We start from the raw sequence: 18,478 nt of genomic DNA, 5'->3' as shown, positions 1-18,478 counted from the left end.
CCGCTCTGGGCGTGTTTACAGCAGACGATGATTGCGCCCAGCCATGTCTAATGAAACGACAGTCCCAACTACCGCCCCCCACTCCCTCGAATCCTGGATAAAGCTGCTTGACGCGGTCCGCCTGCCGGTGCCGCAGGCCAGCCATGACCGGGTCTGCAAAGCCATCAGGGACAATCGCAGCTCATTGCGCGACATTGCCGACCTGATGCAGGACAGCCCCGCGTTGGCCTTGAGCGTGATTCGCGAAGCCAATCGCCACACCCACGGCAGCATGGGCGAGCCGGCCGAGAACCTCGAGGTCGCCCTCAACCGCCTGGGCCTGGCGCGTACCGAAGAATTGCTCGCCCGCCTGCCCGCCCAGCCCGAGCAGGAGATCCCGGTCGGGCTGCGCCAGTTGCAACTGATCAGCCAGCACGCGACCCAACAGGCCAACGGCTTTTTCGCCGGGCGCCTGGCCAGGCTCTGGCAGGACATTCACTGGGGCAGCCTGCTGTTTCTCTCGCCGCTGTGGCCCTTGGCGCTGGCCTATCCAAAACTGCTCGAAGAGTGGGAGCTGCGTGTCGTCCATAAAGCCGAACCGGCCCAGGAGGTCGAGCAGGAACTGTTCGGCGTCGGCCTGCTTCAGTTGGGCCAGGCCCTGGTGGAGGCCTGGCACTTGCCGATCTGGGTACAGCAAGGCTACCGCCTGCTGATCGACGAGCAGGACCAATTGGTCAAGGCCCTGCATATCGCCCGGGACAACGCCCATCCGTTGCACCAGCGACAATGCCTGGATGCCGACCCGGCCCTGCAGCGCTGGCTGAACCAGCCGGCCAACAGTGTGTTGCTGGCCAACGCCCTGGCCCTCTCGGCGCAAGAATCCTGGACCGGCCCGCACTGCATGCGCTGGCAATACCTGACCAGCCTGTACCTGCAGATGTCGATGGACGAGCTGCAACAACAGCTGCACCAGCAAGCCGCGCAGAGTGCCCGGCATCACCACATGCCCGACCTGTGGCATCCGGCCGAGGCGCTGCTCTGGCCCTGGGAGGCCCGGCGCGTGCATCGCGGCGAGCTCCCGGTTCCCGCACCAACCGCAGAAGATCTGGCCAAGTGGCGCAAGCAATGCAGCGAATTGCTGGTGGAGCCCAGCCGCTTCAGCAATGCCATGCACCTGACCACCTTTGCCCGCGACGCCCTGGTGGCGTGCGGCATGCGCCGGGTGATGCTGCTGATGGTCGACCGCACGCGGACCCAGTTGCGCGTGCATCAGATCGCCGGACTGCCCGCCCCCGCCATGAACCTGGCATTGACGATCAACCAGAGCAGCGTACTGCAAAGGCTGCTGGATGCTCCGGCGCAAGTGCGCCTGACGCCGACCAACAACGCCCAGTTCTCCGCCCGCCTGCCCGCCAGCCTGCGCACGCTGTTTCGTGGCGAGCACCTGCTGATGCGCTCGGTGCCCAGCAATGGCCGGGTGATCATGCTGATCGTCGCCGACCAGGGCGGCCAACCCTTCTCGGAAGTCTCCGTGCAGGCGTTCGGCAAGACCGCGCAGTGCATCGAAAAGGCCCTGCACAGCTTTACCAACCGCAGCCGCTGACGCTTGCGCTACAATCCCTCCCTTTGTGCCCTGGAGACCTCACATGCCTGACTTCTCTGGCTTGCCGCTGGTGATCGAGCCGAGCGACCTGCTCCCTCGCCTCGACGCCCGCGAACTGATTCTGGTGGACCTGACCAGCGCCGCCCGCTATGCCGCGGGCCATATCCCCGGCGCGCACTTCGTCGACCCCAAGCGTACCCAGCTCGGTCAGGCACCGGCGCCAGGGCTGATGCCGCCACAGGCAGCCCTTGAGGCCCTGTTCGGCGAACTGGGGCATAACCCGGACGCGGTCTACGTGGTCTATGACGACGAAGGCGGCGGCTGGGCCGGGCGCTTCATCTGGCTGCTGGATGTCATCGGCCACTCCCGTTACCACTACCTGGACGGCGGGCTGCTGGCCTGGCTGGCCGACGGCCTGCCGGTCTCGAATGAAGTCCCGGCGGCCGTCGGCGGCCCTGTCGCCCTGACCCTGCACGACGAACCGACCGCCACCCGCGAATACCTGCAAAGTCGTCTTGGCGCGGCCGACCTGGCGATCTGGGATGCCCGCGGCCCCCTGGAGTACTCGGGAGAGAAAGTCCTCGCCGCCAAGGGTGGGCACATTCCCGGTGCGATCAACTTCGAGTGGACGGCGGGCATGGACCCGACGCGCAACCTGCGGATCCGCAGCGACATGCCGCAGATCCTCGAACAGCTCGGCATCAGCAAAGACAAAGAAGTGATCACCCACTGCCAGACTCACCATCGCTCTGGCTTCACCTATCTGGTGGCCAAGGCGCTCGGTTATCCGCGAGTCAAAGGCTATGCCGGTTCCTGGGGCGAATGGGGCAACCACCCTGACACGCCCGTAGAGATTTAAGGTTTTAAGGACAGTTAATGAAAAAGCGTTTGTTTATCCTCAGCCAGTACCTGCTGCCTCACCACCTGCTGTCGCGCCTGGCCGGCTGCATTGCCGAGTGCCGCGTGCGCTGGTTCAAGAATGCCTTCACCGCCTGGTTCGCCAAGCGTTATCAGGTGGACATGTCCCAAGCGCTGGTGGAAGACCTGACCGCCTATGAGCACTTCAACGCCTTCTTCACCCGCGCGTTGAAAGACGGTGCCCGCCCGCTGGACCAGACCCCGGGCGCGATCCTCAGCCCAGCCGACGGCGCGGTCAGCCAGCTTGGCCCGATCGAGCACGGTCGGGTATTCCAGGCCAAGGGCCACAGCTTCAGCGTGCTGGAACTGCTGGGTGGCGACTCGGCCCTGGCAGCCCCGTTCATGGGCGGCGATTTCGCCACCATCTACCTGTCGCCGAAGGACTACCACCGCGTGCACATGCCGCTGGCCGGCACCCTGCGGGAAATGGTCTACGTGCCGGGACGGATCTTCTCGGTCAACCAGACCACCGCGGAAAACGTGCCGGAGCTGTTCGCCCGCAACGAGCGTGTGGTATGCGTTTTCGATACCGAGCGCGGCCCGATGGCCGTGGTCCTGGTCGGCGCGATGATCGTGGCCTCGATCGAAACCGTCTGGGCCGGCCTGGTGACTCCGCCCAAGCGCGAACTGAAGACCGTGCGCTACGACGAAGCCGCCCGCGCGCCGATCCACCTGGAAAAGGGCGCCGAATTGGGCCGCTTCAAGCTGGGTTCCACCGCGATCGTGCTGTTCGGGCCGGAGCAAGTGCAGTGGGCCGAAGAACTGGCGGCCGGCTCGCCGGTCCAGATGGGCCAGAGCCTGACGTCGGCAAACGCCTGAGGCGGTTGACTGCGCAATGAAGAGCGAACAGCTCCAGGCGCGATGAAGCCCCGCCAGTTCGGGGGAGTGTCCGAAGAATGCCGCCGGTCTTTCGACAGGCGGCTTTTTTTTGCCCGTCGCAGGCTCCCGACGCAGTACCACTGGGGCTACTAGAACAACAAGCTCAGCATCTCGCTCAGGGCACGATCCGTCGGGTGCGACGAACGGCTTTTCTGCTTCAGGCTCTGTTGCAGGCAGTCGATAAAACACATCGCGGCATAACTGTGGGTATGCCCCTGATGACTGATGATGCCCATGGCCTGCCTATCCATCTCCTCGCGCAGCGCCAAGGCTTGCACATGGGGCTGGAAGCCATGGCACAGCAACAATGGCTCCGGGCCGAAGCTCAACATGCCGGCTTGCAGCACCATGCTCGACAGCAGGGTCATCGAATGGGCACAGATCAATCGCTCGGGACCGATGCCCAATCCATGCCGACCGAACAACGAGTGCATCACCTGCTCATAAGTGACCGGGCTGTAGTTGACCACCCAGTCCTGCTCCAGCAACTCCTCCAGGGAACTGGCCCGCAACGCCGGATGGCCATGGCGGGCGAAGACCCGACAAGGGTGGGTCAACAACGGCTGGCAATGGAACTCCTGGGCGGAAATGCTGCTGAACAGCGGGCCGATGGCGAAGTCCATTTGACCATCCCGTAGCAGGGGCAAGGCTACCGCCAGCAATCCCTCGAACAATTCCAGGCGAATCTCCGGCATGCGCTGGCGAAACAACCGCACCACATCCGGCAACAGCGTTTCAGCCAGCCAGGGCGTGACCCCGACGCAGAGGCGGGCCGCGTGCTGGCCGCGCAAAGCGGCCAGTTCATCCTCGGCTCGCTCCAGTTGCCTGAGCACCTGCCGGGCATGCTTGAGCAGTACCCGTCCGGCATCGTTCAGCCGCGTACCGCCGGCATGGCGTTGTAGCAAGGGCAACTGCTGTTCGGCCTCCAGTTCGCGCAAGGTCTTGCTGACCGCGGCTTGCGACAGGGCCAGCGCCTTGGCAGCGGCGCGGATGCTGCCGTGCTCCGCCATGGCGATCAATGCCTGCAACTGATGGATCTTCATTGTTCCTCTCCCACCATCAACCAGAAGTGCTACTGACAACTTTTTTGCGCCTTCCCGGTGTTCTGGGTTGCTTCTAGTATCCCCAGGCCTAGGTCATAACCCCAACAATAAAAAGGAGACATCGCCATGGGCGCGTCCACCATCTTGCCCGGTATCCGTGAAATCACCCCATCCATGATCGCCCTGCGCCATGAGATCCATGCCCATCCCGAATTGGGATTCGAAGAGTTCGAGACCCGCGCCCAGGTGATTCGCTGCCTGCAGAATTGGGGCTACGACATTCACGAAGGGCTGGGGGAAACCGGCGTGGTCGGCACACTCCGCAATGGAGAAGGGCCCGCTATCGGCCTGCGCGCCGACATGGATGCCCTGCCGATCCAGGAAACCACCGGCCTGCCCTGGGCCAGCCGGGTCGAGGGCAAGATGCACGCCTGCGGCCACGACGGCCATACCGCCATGCTGCTGGCCGCGGCCTGGGACCTGGCCAAGCGCCGGCCTTTTCGTGGCACCCTGCACCTGTTCTTTCAGCCGGCCGAAGAAGGTCATGGCGGCTCCGGGGCCAAGCGCATGCTGGATGATGGCCTGTTCGATCTGTTCCCCTGCCAGGCGATTTTCGCCATGCACAATATGCCGGGGGTGCCCCTGGGCAAGCTGGGCTTCCTGCCTGGGCCATTCATGGCCTCCACCGATACCGCCACCATCCGCATCCAGGCCACCGGCGGCCACGGTGCGATGCCGCACAAGGCCGTGGACCCGATCGTGGTCTGTGCCTCCCTGGTGATGGCCCTGCAAAGCATTGTGTCGCGCAACGTGCCCCCACTGGAGACGGCCGTAATCACTGTGGGGGCGATCATGGCCGGCGAGGCCCCCAACGTGATTCCGGAAACCGCGCAAATGCGCCTGAGCATACGCGCCTTGTGCCCGGACATCCGCGAGCTGTTGCGTCAACGCATCGTGGCCCTGGCCGAGGCCCAGGCCGCGGGATTTGGCGCCCGTGCCGAGGTGGATTACGAGTATGGCTATCCGCTGCTGGTCAATGACGTCGCGGCGACCCGGCTGGCCGAGGCAGTGGCGCGAGACTGGCTCGGGGAGGAAGGGTTGGCGACGAACATGCAGCCGCTGACCGGCAGCGAGGACTTCGCCTTCTGGTTGGAGCAGGTACCAGGCTGCTACCTGATTATCGGCAATGGCGACGGCGAAGGCGGCTGCATGGTGCATAACCCAGGTTATGACTTCAACGACCAGGCCCTGCCGATCGGGGCAAGTTACTGGGTCAAGCTGGTGGAACGCTATCTGGCCTGACTCCGGGAGCACTTGCCATGACCACTTTACAGAAAGCGCCGGTGCTCAATGCGTCGGCTCCCAGTCGGCGCGCAATTATCGCCATCACACTGGGCAACGCCCTGGAGTTCTACGACTTCATCGTCTACAGCGCCCTGGCCACCTTGATGGGGCGCCTGTTCTTTCCATTTACCGATGAACCCTTGTTGCAATTGATGCTGTCGCTGGCGGTATTTGGCACCGGTTTTATCAGCCGGCCCATCGGCGGCATCCTGATTGGCCTGTATGCCGACCGTCGAGGCCGCAAACCGGCGTTGCGACTAAGCCTTTGGCTGATGGCCATTGGTTCGCTGCTGTTAGTGATCGCCCCCACTTACGCCCAGGCCGGCCTGCTGGGCCCGCTGCTGGTGCTGCTGGCGCGCCTGGTGCAAGGCTTTGCCGTGGGTGGCCAGGTCGGTGCGGCCACCTCCATGCTGATGGAGTACGCCAACGACCGAACACGCGGCTATTACTGTAGCTGGCAGCTGTTGAGCCAGGGCCTGGGGGTACTCTGCGGCACATTGGTGGTGGCGTTGCTGGGCGCAGTTCTGTCACCGGAAGCCATGGACAGTTGGGGCTGGCGGATGGTGTTCGCGGTCGGCGTGCTGACGATTCCGGTAGGTGAATACATTCGCCACCGGCTGGATGAAACTGCCGCCGTTAGCACCAGTTCGCCCCAAGGTGAGCCTGCGCCAGACCAGGAACCGGCGGGGCCGTTGCTGCGCCAGCACTCGCGGCAGATTATCGCCGGAGTGTTAGTGGCGGTGGGAGCAACGGCACCGACCTTTATCATTAGCCACTACCTGGCCAACCACGCCGTGACCTTGCTCGGCATGCCCCTGTCGGTGGCGATCTGGGCGGCCTCGGCGTCGGCACTGCTGACGGTGCTGCTGTCGGTCCCGGCGGGGCGATTGAGCGACCGGATCGGCCGGCGCCGATCGATCCTGCTGCCGCGGCTGGCGTTGCTGGCGCTGATCTACCCTGGCTTCCTGCTGCTGCATGCCATGCCCGGCTTGCCAATGCTGCTATTGGTAGTCAGCCTGCTGAGCGTGCCTTTGGTATATACCTCGGTACCCTCCCTTGCAGTGTTGCCGGAGCTGTTTCCACGCCGCATCCGTGCCAGCGGCATGTCCATCGTCTATTGCCTGGGAGTCATGGTGTTCGGCGGTTTTGCGCAGTTCTTCGCCTCTGGCCTGATCAAGCTCACGGGCGACCCCAGCTCGCCGGCCTGGTATGTGATGGTCTGCATTCTGTTGTCGCTGATCGGCCTGGCCATGGTGCCGGAAACCGCGGGCAAAGCCTTGGACTAGGCCTCCCGCTGCCGGCCTGGAGAGCATCGGACCGGCAGCGGACTCAGGTTCCGCGGTGCGCAGCCTGGCGACGGCGCACCTCCTACTGGATCAACTTTGGCCGTCGCGATCGCGGAAGCCCAGCAGATACAGCACGCCATCCAGGCCCAGGGTGGAGATCGCCTGCTTGGCCGACTGCTTGACCAGCGGCTTGGCGCGGAAGGCCACGCCCAGGCCGGCGATAGCTAGCATCGGCAGGTCGTTGGCGCCGTCGCCGACCGCGATGGTCTGCTCCAGGCGCAAACCTTCCTTGGCGGCCAGCTCGCGCAGCAGATCGGCCTTGCGCTGGGCGTCGACAATCGGCTCGACCGCGACACCGGTCACCTTGCCGTCAACCACTTCCAGCTCGTTGGCGAATACGTAGTCGATCCCCAGCTTGGCCTGCAGCTGCTTGGCGAAGTAAGTGAAACCACCCGAGAGGATCGCGGTCTTGTAGCCCAGGCGCTTGAGTTCGGCGAACAGGGTCTCGGCCCCTTCTGTCAGGCGCAGCGATGCGCCGATGGAGTCCAGCACCTTGATGTCCAGGCCCTGGAGCAAGGCCAGGCGCTCCTTGAAGCTGGCGCGGAAATCCAGCTCGCCGGCCATGGCCCGCTCGGTGATTTCCGCTACGCGGTCACCCACGCCGGCCGCCTTGGCCAGTTCGTCGATGACTTCCGCCTCGATCAGCGTCGAGTCCATGTCGAACACCGCCAGGCGGCGGTTGCGACGGAACAGTGAGTCTTCCTGGAAGGCGATGTCGACGTTCAGCTCTTGGGCGACGCTGAGGAACTCGGCACGCAATGCCTGCGGATCGGCCGCTTCGCCCCGCACAGAGAACTCGATGCAACCCTTGCCCTTGTCGGCCGGGGTGTCCAGCGGCATGCGCCCGGAGAGGCGATCGATGTGGTCGATGTTCAAGCCGTACTTGGCGGTGATCGAACTGACGCGCTGCAACTGCTCGGCCGTGACCTTGCGGGTCAGCAAGGTGACGATATGGCGCTTCTTGCCCTGACCGCCGACCCACTGCTGGTAATCCTCTTCGGAAACCGGCGTGAAACGGACCTGCTGGTCCAGCTCATAGGCGGTGAACAGAATGTCCTTGAGCACCGACGAACTCTGCTCGTTGTCCGGAATTTCAACCAGGATGCCGAACGACAGAGTGTCGTGAATCACCGCCTGACCGATGTCGAGAATGTTCACACCACCCTGGGCCAGAACGCCGGTAATGGCCGCAGTGAGACCCGGACGGTCTTCACCAGTGATGTTTATCAGGACGATTTCGCGCAAGGCGCACCCCCGCAGGTGGAAAAAAACCGCATTCTACCCACTTTCAGTGACCATCGGGCACAGCCAGCGCTTTGCCGGTCTAGGGCCTGTCGCTATACTGCGCCTCAACTTCACGGACAAAAGAGCCGAGCTCAGTGAACCGGCCCACGCCAGTTAAAACCGATAACTTCTTCCTGCTGATCTTCCGTGCACTGCGTCACCGCCGTGTACCGATTGCATTGCGCATTGCCAGCCATAACGTGATCCTGGTCGCCCTGGCCCTGGTGATCTATGCCTGCGTGATGGGCCTGCAGTTCAAGCAGGCCATGCACGAACAAGCCGACGCCCTGGGTCAGAGCCTGACTACCCAGACCGCGACCTCGGCCACCGAGCTGTTGGTGTCCAACGACATCCTCAGCCTCAACGTGCTGCTGAATAACCTGACCAAGAACCCGCTGGTTGCCCATGCGGCGATCTACAGCGTGGACAACCGCATCCTCGCCGAAGCCGGTCAGCGCCCGAAAAGCAGCCTGCTGGGTGAAACCGAAGGCGTCTACCAGACCAAGATCACCTTCCAGGACGTGACCGCGGGCAACCTGCGCATCAGCCTGGACATGGAACAATTCCAGCAGCCGATGACCATCAGCCTGCAGAGCATGGGCATTCTCAGCGCGATCCTGCTGGCTTTGGCCCTGGCCTTGAGCCTGCGCCTGGGACGGCACATCTCCACACCGCTGATGCAACTGCGGGTCTGGCTGCGGGATATCGACGAAAACACCCCGGCCACCCAGCGCCAGGACGAGATTGGCGACCTGGCGCGCCAGCTGCACGCCAGCTTCGCCCCCGAGAAGGTCGAGCCGGAACCCGAACCGCAAGCCGAGATCGACGATACCGACTACGACGACAGCGAAGACGCGGAACCGACTTTCGAGGTGCGCAACCTGCGTGACCCGAGCTTCGATGAAAGCGCTCCCGTAGCCGGGCTCAAGCCCGCACCGCGGCACGTGATCAATGCCGAAGAGGACCTGGCCGACGATGAAGACCCGTTCGCCGACCTTCGCGACAGCTCGTCCACCGCGACCGCTGCCAAGCCGATCGTGAAACCCACGGTACCGGCACAGCCGCAGCACAGTGCGGTCCTGGCCGTGCAACTGGGCGCCCAGGAGCAACTGCGCCGCCTGCCCCGCGCCCGCCTGACGGAATTGCTGGAACGTTATCGCGACTGCCTCGACCAGGCCGCCTCGCTGTACCAGAGCGAACTGCACACCCTGAACGACGGCAGCACGCTGATGCTGTTCCACAGCGAAGACAGCGGCGACGACTACCTGACCAATGCCATCTGCTGTGGCGAGTTGCTGCGCGCCCTGGGCCACGCCCTGCAAATCGAAGTGGCCGACAGCGGCATCACCCTGCAGCTGCAACTGGGCCTGACCCTTGGCGAAGAGCTGTTCGGCCTGAGCCAGATCGACCTGCTGCTGACCGAGACCGCCCAGGACGCCCTGGCGCTGTCCCAGCACAGCCGCAACCTGCTGCTGGTCGAGCGCAAGATCAACGATGACGCCCTGATTCGTCAGCGCGCGCGCATCCGTCCGATCGCCAGCCCGGAAGGCGCCTGCTGCGTCGAACGCCTGATGGAGCCCTACCCATCGATGCTGGAACGGCAACTGGCGCGGATGCACGAGACTCGCGCCAAGCTGTAAGCCAGCCGCCCAACAAAAAGCCCGCAGCGATGCGGGCTTTTTTGTGGCTGCGGCACAGTCGTCGCGAGCAAGCCAGTCGCCCCTCTGTAGGAGCGAGCTTGCTCGCGATACTCCATCAAGGGCGCACCATTACCTCAGGCTCAACCTGCCCCCCCCCCAGAAACGACAAAGCCCGCTGATCAGCGGGCTTTGTCCTGGAACCGCAACACTCAGAAGCGGAACACTTCCATATCCGTGCGGATAGGCGTGGCCATTGGAATCTTCGGCTGCTTCTCCTGCTCGGCCGGCTTTGCCGCCGGCGCAGGCGCCGCCTTGCGGGGTACCTCGGCTACCGTAGGCTGGTTGGCCAGCGGCTTGAGGGCACCCGACAGCTGCTCGGCCAAGCGTTGCAGCAATACGCCCTGGGCCTGGACCTGGGACGCGGTGGTACCCGCATGCTGCTCCTGCAGATGAACGATACGGTTGTCGCGAACCTGCCCACGACGATCGATCAGGCGCCATTGCGCATCGAGAACCGCCGGTTGCGAGGCGCCCGAATCCAGGCGAGTGATCGACAGCAGCACCTGCACATCCGGAGTGAAACCGGTGCTCGCCGGCGCCAGCACTACACGCTGGCTGTCCAGCTGGCCGGCGACCTGACGCAGCAGCAACTGATCGATATCGGAAGACAGGCTGCCGGCCCAGCGACCGTCGGTCGAAGCCTGCAGGCTGCCGTCGTTCTGACGTTGCAGCAAGGTTTCACGTTGCAAGTAGTCGGCAACCAGTACCGGCCCCAGCAATACGGCCATGCCGGCGCTTTGTGCCGGTTGAGCTGGACTTCCGCTGTCCAGCTGATACAGCGACACCGGCTGGTGTACGCTGCAACCCGCCAGGCCAAGAACGCCAGCGAGCAAGAAAACAAGAGGAAGGCGCAGAGCAGTCATCATCCCATCCAGGTGGCGGCCACAAGGCTAGCCACAGTGTAAATACTCAAAATAACCCTGAATAACGCTCAGCCACGCCGGCGCTTGAAAGCGCATATCATCCGTGAATATGCGCCATGACTCCAGTGTTGTAGCGCCGATCTACCGGTTAAATCGCAGATCGGACGCTCTAACCCGCATCAATTGAGAGTTTCTACCAACAACGCATCCACTCGCTGGAAGCCCCGTGGCAGCTTGTTACCCCGGCGACCGCGCTCGCCCTTGTAATGTTCAAGGTCATCGGCCTTGAGCGACAGGGTACGTTTTCCGGCCTGCAGCACCAGTGTCGCGCCTTCCGGCAGTACCGCGATATCGGTCACGTACTCTTCGCGGCTGGCCACTCGCTCACCCGGAATCCCGATGATCTTGTTGCCCTTGCCTTTGCCCAACTGCGGCAGGTCGCTGATCTTGAACACCAGCAAACGCCCTTCGGTGGTCACCGAAGCCAGCCAGTTCTGTTCACGATCACTCACCGGCCGCGGCAACAGCACCTTGGCGTTGTTCGGCAGACTCAACAACGCCTTGCCGGCCTTGTTCTTGGCTTGCAGATCCTCGCCCTTGACCACGAAGCCGTAACCCGCGTCGGAGGCGATCACGTACAGCGCCTCATCGTCCGGCAGCAGTACGCATTCGAAACTGGCCCCAGGCGGTGGCGTCAGGCGTCCGGTCAGCGGCTCGCCCTGGCCACGGGCCGATGGCAGCGTATGCGCCGCCACCGAATAACTGCGCCCGGTGGAGTCGATGAACACCGCGAACTGATTGGAGCGCCCGATGGCCGAGGTCTTGAAGCCGTCGCCGGCCTTGTAGGACAGCCCCGTGGCGTCGATATCATGCCCTTTGGCGCAGCGTACCCAACCTTTTTCCGACAGAACGATGGTGACCGGCTCGGTCGGCATCAGCTCATTTTCCGACAGGGCCTTGGCCTCGGCGCGCTCGACGATCGGCGAACGACGGTCGTCGCCGTAGGTTTCGGCGTCCTGCAGCAATTCGGTGCGCACCAGCTTCTTCAGCTTGGCTTCGCTGTTGAGCAGGGCTTGCAGCTTGGCCTGCTCCTTGAGCAGCTCGTCCTGCTCGGCGCGCAGCTTCATCTCTTCCAGCCGCGCCAACTGACGCAGGCGGGTATCGAGGATGTAGTCGGCCTGCACTTCGCTCAGGGCGAAACGCTCGATCAGCTTGGCTCGCGGCTGGTCCTCGGTACGAATGATGTGGATCACTTCATCCAGGTTGAGGTAGGCGATCAGCAAGCCGTCCAACAGGTGCAGGCGGCGCTCGACCTTGTCCAGGCGGAACTGCAGGCGGCGGCGCACCGTCAGTACGCGGAACTCCAGCCACTCCACCAGCAGGGCGCGCAGGTTCTTCAGTTGCGGCTTGCCGTCCAGGCCGATGATGTTGACGTTGACCCGGTAACTGGATTCCAGCTCGGTGGTGGCGAACAGATGCTGCATCAGCTCGTCGGGATCGACCCGGTTGGAACGCGGAATGATCACGATCCGGCATGGGTGCTCGTGGTCCGACTCGTCGCGCAGGTCGGCGACCATCGGCAGCTTCTTGGCCTGCATCTGCGCGGCGATCTGTTCCAGCACCTTGGCGCCGGACACCTGGTGCGGCAGCGCGGTGACGATGATGTCGCCATCCTCGATGCGATAGACGGCACGCATGCGCACCGAACCGCGACCGGTTTCATAGATTTTCAGCAGGTCGGCGCGCGGCGTGATGATTTCCGCCTCGGTCGGATAGTCCGGACCCTGAATGTGCTCGCAGAGCTGCTCGACCGTGGCCTTGGGCTCATCCAGCAGGCGCACGCAAGCGGTGGCGACTTCGCGCAAGTTGTGCGGCGGCACGTCAGTGGCCATGCCCACGGCGATACCAGTGGTGCCGTTGAGCAGGATATTCGGCAAACGTGCCGGCAATACCAGGGGTTCCTGCAGGGTACCGTCGAAGTTCGGCCCCCAGTCCGCGGTACCCTGGCCCAGCTCGCTGAGCAGCACTTCGGAGTAACGCGACAGGCGCGCTTCGGTGTAACGCATGGCGGCGAAGGACTTGGGATCGTCCGGCGCACCCCAGTTACCCTGGCCGTCCACCAGCGTGTAGCGATAGCTGAAAGGCTGCGCCATCAGCACCATGGCTTCGTAGCAGGCCGAGTCGCCGTGGGGGTGGAACTTACCCAGCACGTCACCGACCGTACGGGCGGACTTCTTGTGCTTGGAATCGGCATCCAGCCCCAGCTCACTCATGGCGTAGACGATACGCCGCTGTACCGGTTTCAGGCCGTCGCCGATATGCGGCAAAGCACGGTCCATGATCACGTACATGGAGTAGTTGAGGTAGGCATTTTCGGTGAAGTCAGCCAGCGATCGGCGTTCTACGCCATCCAGGCTGAGATCCAGGGAGTCGCTCATGCGGGCCTCATCAGTTCGTTGTCTGGCGCAGCAGCAAAGTGCCGCCGCGCTGGGTAAATTCAAGTTTTTTCAAAGCGCTCATGCCCAGCAACACCTGCTCGCCACCCAGGCCCGGCGCGACCAGCGCACGGACATCGCGCAGGACGATATCGCCCAGTTGCAGGCGGTCGAGGCGGGTTCGATAACCCTCGCTACGACCGTTGGCGGTACTCAGGGTCACCGGTGCGCCCTTCTCCAGGCCAAGACGCTCGGCCAGCCCGGACGGGATCGACACATCGGTCGCTCCGGTATCGAGCATAAAATTCACCGGCTGGCCGTTGATCTGGCCGCTGGCGACGAAATGCCCCTGGCCGTTGTCGACCAGTTTCACTTCGATGTAACCCTCATGTTGTTGCGAAGTGACGACAGCATTGGGGTTCTCCTGACGCTGTTCCCACTCGCCAAAAAAACGTGTCGCCAGGAACAGGCCGGCGCCCCAGGCCAGCACCAGCAGCACGCGTCCGGCACGTTTGCCCGGTGGCTGCTGGCTCACGGCTTGGCACTCCAACCGCCCTCGGGCGCGGCGAAGCGCCAGACGATCGGGCGTTTTTCACCGTCGGCACGGGCTCCGGTGTTGTTATCCACACCAATCCAGGCGCCGTCGGCATCCACCACCAGGGCCTCGGTCAGGCCATAGGCCTGTGGATAACGCCGGTTTTCCTGCAACGCCTCGGCGGCAAACGACCAGCAACGCTCGACCTTGGCCGTCGACGCATCACGACGACAGACCTGGAACGCATTGCGCTCGAGGGTGAACAACTTGCCCTCGAACAGCGACAGGTCGGCGAAATCCCGGGACACCGCCTTGGCCTTGGGCATCTGCGGCGGCTGCATTTCCAACCCGGCCTCGCTGAGCAGCACACAGCCGCCGTCGCAGTCCCAGACACTCTGCTGGCGCTTGATCAACAGCAGCCCGCGGCGCTCGCGCTCGGCGGCCAGCCAGATCCGGTCGCCGGCCGGGTTGACCGCCAGGCCTTCGAACAGGGCATTGAAGTGCAGCAACATACCGCTGGCCCGCGCTTCGCGCACCATGATCGGCGAAATCTTCAGCCAGGCGGCCGAACCCGTCGGCGGCAGCTGCAACACTGCCGCATGGGACTCGCTGACCACATACTTGTTGCCGGCGCTGTCGCAGGTAATGCCCTCGAAATCCAGGTCGCCGCCGCGCACGAACGACGCGACCCAGGTACGCGAGTTCAAGCCCCAGGGCAAACCGCTGTCCGGCACCGGCGGCACATCGATGCGCACGGTCTCGGCCTGCCAGACCCGATCGCTGGTATCGAGCCGATAGATCTGGTCGTCGTCGCGGTCGGAGACCGTCCACAGCGCCTTGCCACACAACGCCAGCCCCGACAGGTTACCGCCACGCATGCCGTCCACCGGATGCTCGGCCAGCAGCCTCAACTCGGGCAAGGGGTCGGCCATCGCCGAGGTTGCCAATAGCAGTAACGCCAGGGCAAAGCCTCTGCGCATCAGGCCAGAACCTCGGCCAGGTTGCCCTTGGACTCCAGCCAGCTCTTGCGATCGCCGGCGCGTTTCTTCGCCAGCAGCATGTCCATCATTTCCGAGGTCGCGGCGAAGTCTTCACCGAGGGTCAACTGCACCAGGCGCCGGGTGTTCGGGTCCATGGTGGTTTCGCGCAGTTGTGGCGGGTTCATTTCACCCAGGCCTTTGAATCGGGTGACCTGCGGCTTGCCACGCTTCTTCTCGGCCACCAGGCGATCGAGAATGCCATCGCGCTCGGCTTCGTCGAGGGCATAGTAGATCTCCTTGCCCAGGTCGATGCGGTACAGCGGCGGCATCGCCACGTAGACGTGACCGGCATCCACCAGCGGACGGAAATGCTGGACGAACAGCGCGCAGAGCAGCGTCGCGATGTGCAAGCCGTCGGAGTCGGCGTCGGCGAGGATGCAGATCTTGCCGTAGCGCAGCTGGCTCATGTCCTCGGCGCCCGGGTCGACCCCGATGGCCACGGCGATGTTGTGCACTTCCTGGCTGGCCAGGACTTCGCTGCCGTCGACTTCCCAGGTGTTGAGGATCTTGCCGCGCAGCGGCAGGATCGCCTGGAATTCCTTGTCCCGCGCCTGCTTGGCCGAACCACCGGCGGAATCACCTTCCACCAGGAACAGCTCGGAACGCATCGGGTCCTGGCCGGCGCAATCCGCCAGCTTGCCTGGCAATGCCGGCCCCTGGGTGATGCGCTTGCGCTCGACCTTCTTGCTGGCCTTGAGGCGACGGCCGGCGTTGCTGATGGCCAGCTCCGCCAGTTGCATGCCCAGTTCCGGGTTGGCGTTGAGCCACAGGCTGAACGCGTCCTTGACCACGCCCGAAACGAAGGCGGCCGCCTCGCGGGACGACAGGCGTTCCTTGGTCTGGCCGGAGAACTGCGCGTCCTGCATCTTCATCGACAGAACGAAGGCGATGCGCTCCCAGACATCTTCCGGTGCCAGCTTCAGGCCACGCGGCAGCAGGTTGCGGAATTCGCAGAACTCGCGCATGGCGTCCAGCAGGCCCTGGCGCAAACCGTTGACGTGGGTACCGCCCTGGGCGGTCGGAATCAGGTTGACGTAGCTTTCCTGCACGCTGTCGCCGCCTTCCGGCAACCACAGCAGGGCCCAGTCCACCGCTTCCTTGTTACCGGCCAGGCTGCCGCAGAAAGGTTCGGCCGGCAGGCGTTCGAATTCGCTGACCGCGTCCACCAGATAGGAGCGCAGGCCGTCTTCGTAATGCCACTCGACCTTCTCGCCGGTGCCTTTGTCTTCGAAGCTGACCAGCAGCCCCGGGCACAACACGGCCTTGGCCTTGAGCACATGCTTGAGGCGGCTGACGGAGAATTTCGGCGAATCGAAGTATTTCGGATCCGGGGCGAAGTACACGCTGGTCCCGGTATTGCGCTTGCCGACGCTGCCGACCACTTCCAGCTCGGTGGCCTTGAAGCCGTCGGCGAAGGTCATCTGGTATTCGTTGCCATCACGCTTGACCCGCACCCGCACCTGGTTCGACAAGGCATTGACCACGGAAATACCCACCCCGTGCAGACCGCCGGAGAACTGGTAGTTCTTGTTGGAAAACTTGCCGCCCGCATGGAGCTTGGTGAGGATCAGCTCGACACCGGACACGCCCTCTTCGGGGTGAATGTCCACTGGCATGCCGCGACCGTCATCGGACACTTCCAGGGAATGGTCGGCATGCAGGATGACCTGGATCGACTTCGCGTGCCCCGCCAGGGCTTCGTCGACACTGTTGTCGATGACTTCCTGGGCGAGGTGGTTCGGCCGGGTGGTGTCGGTGTACATGCCCGGGCGTTTGCGCACCGGGTCGAGGCCCGAGAGGACTTCGATGGCGTCTGCGTTATAAGAGCTAGCGCTGGGAGTGGCCATGGGGTCTCGTCGTTAGTCGTTCAATGAAATAGAAGCGAGGGTTCACAGCGAGGTGAAATCGATCGCCTGGTACTGATCCGGGCCGATGCCGGCAAAATTCAACAACGCCGGCAATTGTCCGGCAAAACCCTGGAAACTATGGTCGCCGCCGGCCTGGATGCGCAAGGCACAGGCTCGGTAATACAGCTGGGCGCTGCGATAGTCCAGCGTCTCGTCACCTGTCTGCAGCCAGACCTGGAACCGCTGCGGGTCCTGGGGCGCCGGCACTTCCAGCTCGGCCAGGGCCGTCACGTGGTCGTGGGTCAGTTCCCAGGTTTCCCCGGTATAGAGGTTGGTCTGCGTGCCCAGAAAGCCGTCGAACATCCGGTGCGGACTGACCGCGGGGTTGATCAGCAGGGCTTTCAGGCCGTGACGCTCGGCAAGGTGAGTCGCATAGTAGCCGCCGAGAGAGCTGCCGACCAGCAGCGGCCGTCCGAGTTCGGCAATCGCCTGTTCCAACTGGCCAATGGCCTCGCGTGGATGATGATGCAAGGCCGGCACCCGCAGCTGTTCACCGCGGCCGAGCGCCTCCATGACAGCGATCAGCTGGCTGGCTTTCTTCGACGCCGGTGCGCTGTTGAAGCCGTGGATATACAGGATCGAACCGGACATGCGCACTCCCTTTGCATCGTGCAAAAAGGCGCAGTTTACAGGGTGTATCGCCGCTTGACTTGTGTTCAGGTGTATCCCTTTGTCCTGCCGCCGCAGACTGCGGCTCCGGGCCGGAATCAGTAGCCGTCGCTGCCGTAATCGACCTGAAAATCGAAGCCGGTGACCCGCTCGACACCGGTTTCCAGGCGCCCGTCGGGCAGCAGGCGCAGCCAGCGATAACCCGGCGCGGTCTCACCGACCTGGAAATCCTCGCTGCCCGGTTCGAACTGGATGCAGGTCGAGGGCGACGCCAGCAGGCGCAAAGGCCCTTGCTGGCGGTCGATTTCCTGATGCACATGGCCCCAGAGCACCGCGCGCGCCTGTGGAAAGCGCTCCAGCACGGCGAACAGCGCATGCGGATTGCGCAGCCCGATGGGCTCCATCCAGGCACACCCGATGGAGACTGGATGATGGTGCAGGCATACCAGGTGATGGCGTTCGGGGGCTTCGCTCAGGGCACTGGCGAGCAGCTGCAATTGATCGTCCTGCAGATAGCCCGGCACCGAACCGGGTACGGCCGAGTCGAGCAGGGTGATCCGCCAGTTGCCGATATCCACCACCGGCGCCAGCAACGAACTCTGGGTCGCCGCCTGCGCCATGATTTGCGGCTCGTCGTGGTTGCCGGGAATCCAGCGCGCCGGCGCCGGAATCTGCCGGGTCATGTCACGAAACAGCTGATAGGACTCCAGCGTACCGTCCTGGGACAAATCGCCCGTGGCCAGCATCAGGTCGATCCGCGGTTGCTGTTCCAGCACCAGATCGATCACCCGCTGCAGGCTGTCGCGGGTATTCATGCCCAACAGCGTGCCGTCCGCTTCGGCGAACAGATGGCTGTCGGACAACTGCACCAGCAACACAGGATCGTCGGTGGTCAGAGTGGATACGCTCGGCAAGGCGGCCTCCCAGGGCGTGTCACGGGAAGTGAGGAATGGGGGCAATTATGCTGGGGGAAATTCAAAAGAGGAAACCGGC

At 63.7% G+C, this 18,478-nt stretch carries 15 protein-coding genes; 6 read left to right on the top strand and 9 right to left on the bottom strand.

Annotation, left to right across the window (positions count from 1 at the left end):
- The first annotated feature begins 43 nt into the window (after positions 1–43).
- The 3 genes from AC3RCP_RS03955 to asd are packed head-to-tail and all read left to right on the top strand — an operon-like array spanning position 44 to position 3,319.
- Positions 44–1,582 carry an HDOD domain-containing protein gene (locus tag AC3RCP_RS03955; protein ID WP_150048683.1) on the top strand — a complete coding sequence of 513 codons (1,539 nt, stop codon included), beginning with the start codon at positions 44–46 and terminating at the stop codon, positions 1,580–1,582.
- A 43-nt stretch (positions 1,583–1,625) separates the two neighbouring features.
- Complete coding sequence (rhdA, locus tag AC3RCP_RS03950; protein ID WP_492571412.1) at positions 1,626–2,441, top strand: thiosulfate sulfurtransferase; 816 nt, start codon at positions 1,626–1,628, stop codon at positions 2,439–2,441.
- A gap of 17 nt (positions 2,442–2,458) precedes the next feature.
- Positions 2,459–3,319 (top strand): archaetidylserine decarboxylase, encoded by an 861-nt coding sequence (asd, locus tag AC3RCP_RS03945; protein ID WP_007921406.1) that lies wholly within the window; start codon positions 2,459–2,461, stop codon positions 3,317–3,319.
- A 149-nt stretch (positions 3,320–3,468) separates the two neighbouring features.
- On the opposite strand, the gene AC3RCP_RS03940 is transcribed toward asd, so the two are convergent.
- On the bottom strand, positions 3,469–4,422 hold the full coding sequence (locus tag AC3RCP_RS03940; protein WP_492571411.1) for a LysR family transcriptional regulator: 954 nt from the start codon (positions 4,420–4,422) through the stop codon (positions 3,469–3,471).
- 126 nt (positions 4,423–4,548) lie between these two features.
- Between AC3RCP_RS03940 and AC3RCP_RS03935 the strand changes: the two genes are divergently transcribed.
- On the top strand, positions 4,549–5,724 hold the full coding sequence (locus tag AC3RCP_RS03935; protein WP_101336671.1) for a M20 aminoacylase family protein: 1,176 nt from the start codon (positions 4,549–4,551) through the stop codon (positions 5,722–5,724).
- 17 nt (positions 5,725–5,741) lie between these two features.
- The gene (locus AC3RCP_RS03930) at positions 5,742–7,052 is read left to right on the top strand and encodes an MFS transporter (RefSeq protein ID WP_007921410.1); all 1,311 of its coding nucleotides are present in this window, start codon (positions 5,742–5,744) and stop codon (positions 7,050–7,052) included.
- A gap of 90 nt (positions 7,053–7,142) precedes the next feature.
- Here the strand turns inward: AC3RCP_RS03930 and serB are convergent, their stop codons facing one another.
- Complete coding sequence (serB, locus tag AC3RCP_RS03925) at positions 7,143–8,357, bottom strand: phosphoserine phosphatase SerB (protein WP_007921412.1); 1,215 nt, start codon at positions 8,355–8,357, stop codon at positions 7,143–7,145.
- 134 nt (positions 8,358–8,491) lie between these two features.
- Here serB and AC3RCP_RS03920 point away from each other — a divergent pair, with 134 nt between their 5' ends.
- Positions 8,492–10,036, top strand: a complete 1,545-nt coding sequence (locus tag AC3RCP_RS03920) for an AhpA/YtjB family protein (protein ID WP_007921413.1) — start codon at positions 8,492–8,494, stop codon at positions 10,034–10,036.
- Positions 10,037–10,245: 209 nt separating this feature from the next.
- Here AC3RCP_RS03920 and AC3RCP_RS03915 read toward each other — a convergent pair whose 3' ends face one another.
- The 7 genes from AC3RCP_RS03915 to cpdA all read right to left on the bottom strand — a co-directional run bounded on the left by AC3RCP_RS03915 (position 10,246) and on the right by cpdA (position 18,399).
- A complete protein-coding gene (locus AC3RCP_RS03915) occupies positions 10,246–10,959 on the bottom strand; it encodes a PqiC family protein (RefSeq protein ID WP_007921414.1) in 714 nt (237 codons plus the stop codon).
- Positions 10,960–11,138: 179 nt separating this feature from the next.
- Positions 11,139–13,397: a DNA topoisomerase IV subunit A gene (gene parC, locus AC3RCP_RS03910; protein ID WP_009041892.1), complete on the bottom strand. Its 2,259-nt coding sequence runs from the start codon at positions 13,395–13,397 to the stop codon at positions 11,139–11,141.
- Between the two features lie 10 nt (positions 13,398–13,407).
- Positions 13,408–13,929: a retropepsin-like aspartic protease family protein gene (locus AC3RCP_RS03905; protein ID WP_101336668.1), complete on the bottom strand. Its 522-nt coding sequence runs from the start codon at positions 13,927–13,929 to the stop codon at positions 13,408–13,410.
- Complete coding sequence (locus AC3RCP_RS03900) at positions 13,926–14,909, bottom strand: esterase-like activity of phytase family protein (RefSeq protein WP_101336667.1); 984 nt, start codon at positions 14,907–14,909, stop codon at positions 13,926–13,928. The genes AC3RCP_RS03905 and AC3RCP_RS03900 overlap by 4 nt, the downstream gene beginning before the upstream one ends.
- A complete protein-coding gene (gene parE / locus AC3RCP_RS03895) occupies positions 14,909–16,816 on the bottom strand; it encodes a DNA topoisomerase IV subunit B (protein ID WP_007921422.1) in 1,908 nt (635 codons plus the stop codon). The genes AC3RCP_RS03900 and parE overlap by 1 nt, the downstream gene beginning before the upstream one ends.
- Before the next feature lie 42 nt (positions 16,817–16,858).
- Complete coding sequence (locus AC3RCP_RS03890; RefSeq protein WP_101336665.1) at positions 16,859–17,467, bottom strand: YqiA/YcfP family alpha/beta fold hydrolase; 609 nt, start codon at positions 17,465–17,467, stop codon at positions 16,859–16,861.
- 116 nt (positions 17,468–17,583) lie between these two features.
- Positions 17,584–18,399 carry a 3',5'-cyclic-AMP phosphodiesterase gene (gene cpdA / locus AC3RCP_RS03885; protein ID WP_101336664.1) on the bottom strand — a complete coding sequence of 272 codons (816 nt, stop codon included), beginning with the start codon at positions 18,397–18,399 and terminating at the stop codon, positions 17,584–17,586.
- Positions 18,400–18,478: the final 79 nt, after the last annotated feature.

The sequence above is a fragment of the Pseudomonas sp. GW822-FHT05A08 genome, assembly GCF_058800485.1.
Note: the sequence above shows the minus strand (reverse complement) of the source record. Positions and strands in the feature narration are given on the sequence as shown.

What these genes read in the sequence shown, in the direction of transcription:
- parC (WP_009041892.1), bottom strand. Translation starts at nt 13,397, where the DNA reads ATGAGCGACTCCCTGGATCTCAGCCTGGATGGCGTAGAACGCCGATCG.
- parE (WP_007921422.1), bottom strand. Translation starts at nt 16,816, where the DNA reads ATGGCCACTCCCAGCGCTAGCTCTTATAACGCAGACGCCATCGAAGTC.
- AC3RCP_RS03935 (WP_101336671.1), top strand. Translation starts at nt 4,549, where the DNA reads ATGGGCGCGTCCACCATCTTGCCCGGTATCCGTGAAATCACCCCATCC.
- AC3RCP_RS03940 (WP_492571411.1), bottom strand. Translation starts at nt 4,422, where the DNA reads ATGAAGATCCATCAGTTGCAGGCATTGATCGCCATGGCGGAGCACGGC.
- AC3RCP_RS03930 (WP_007921410.1), top strand. Translation starts at nt 5,742, where the DNA reads ATGACCACTTTACAGAAAGCGCCGGTGCTCAATGCGTCGGCTCCCAGT.
- AC3RCP_RS03890 (WP_101336665.1), bottom strand. Translation starts at nt 17,467, where the DNA reads ATGTCCGGTTCGATCCTGTATATCCACGGCTTCAACAGCGCACCGGCG.
- asd (WP_007921406.1), top strand. Translation starts at nt 2,459, where the DNA reads ATGAAAAAGCGTTTGTTTATCCTCAGCCAGTACCTGCTGCCTCACCAC.
- AC3RCP_RS03955 (WP_150048683.1), top strand. Translation starts at nt 44, where the DNA reads ATGTCTAATGAAACGACAGTCCCAACTACCGCCCCCCACTCCCTCGAA.
- rhdA (WP_492571412.1), top strand. Translation starts at nt 1,626, where the DNA reads ATGCCTGACTTCTCTGGCTTGCCGCTGGTGATCGAGCCGAGCGACCTG.
- AC3RCP_RS03900 (WP_101336667.1), bottom strand. Translation starts at nt 14,909, where the DNA reads ATGCGCAGAGGCTTTGCCCTGGCGTTACTGCTATTGGCAACCTCGGCG.
- AC3RCP_RS03915 (WP_007921414.1), bottom strand. Translation starts at nt 10,959, where the DNA reads ATGACTGCTCTGCGCCTTCCTCTTGTTTTCTTGCTCGCTGGCGTTCTT.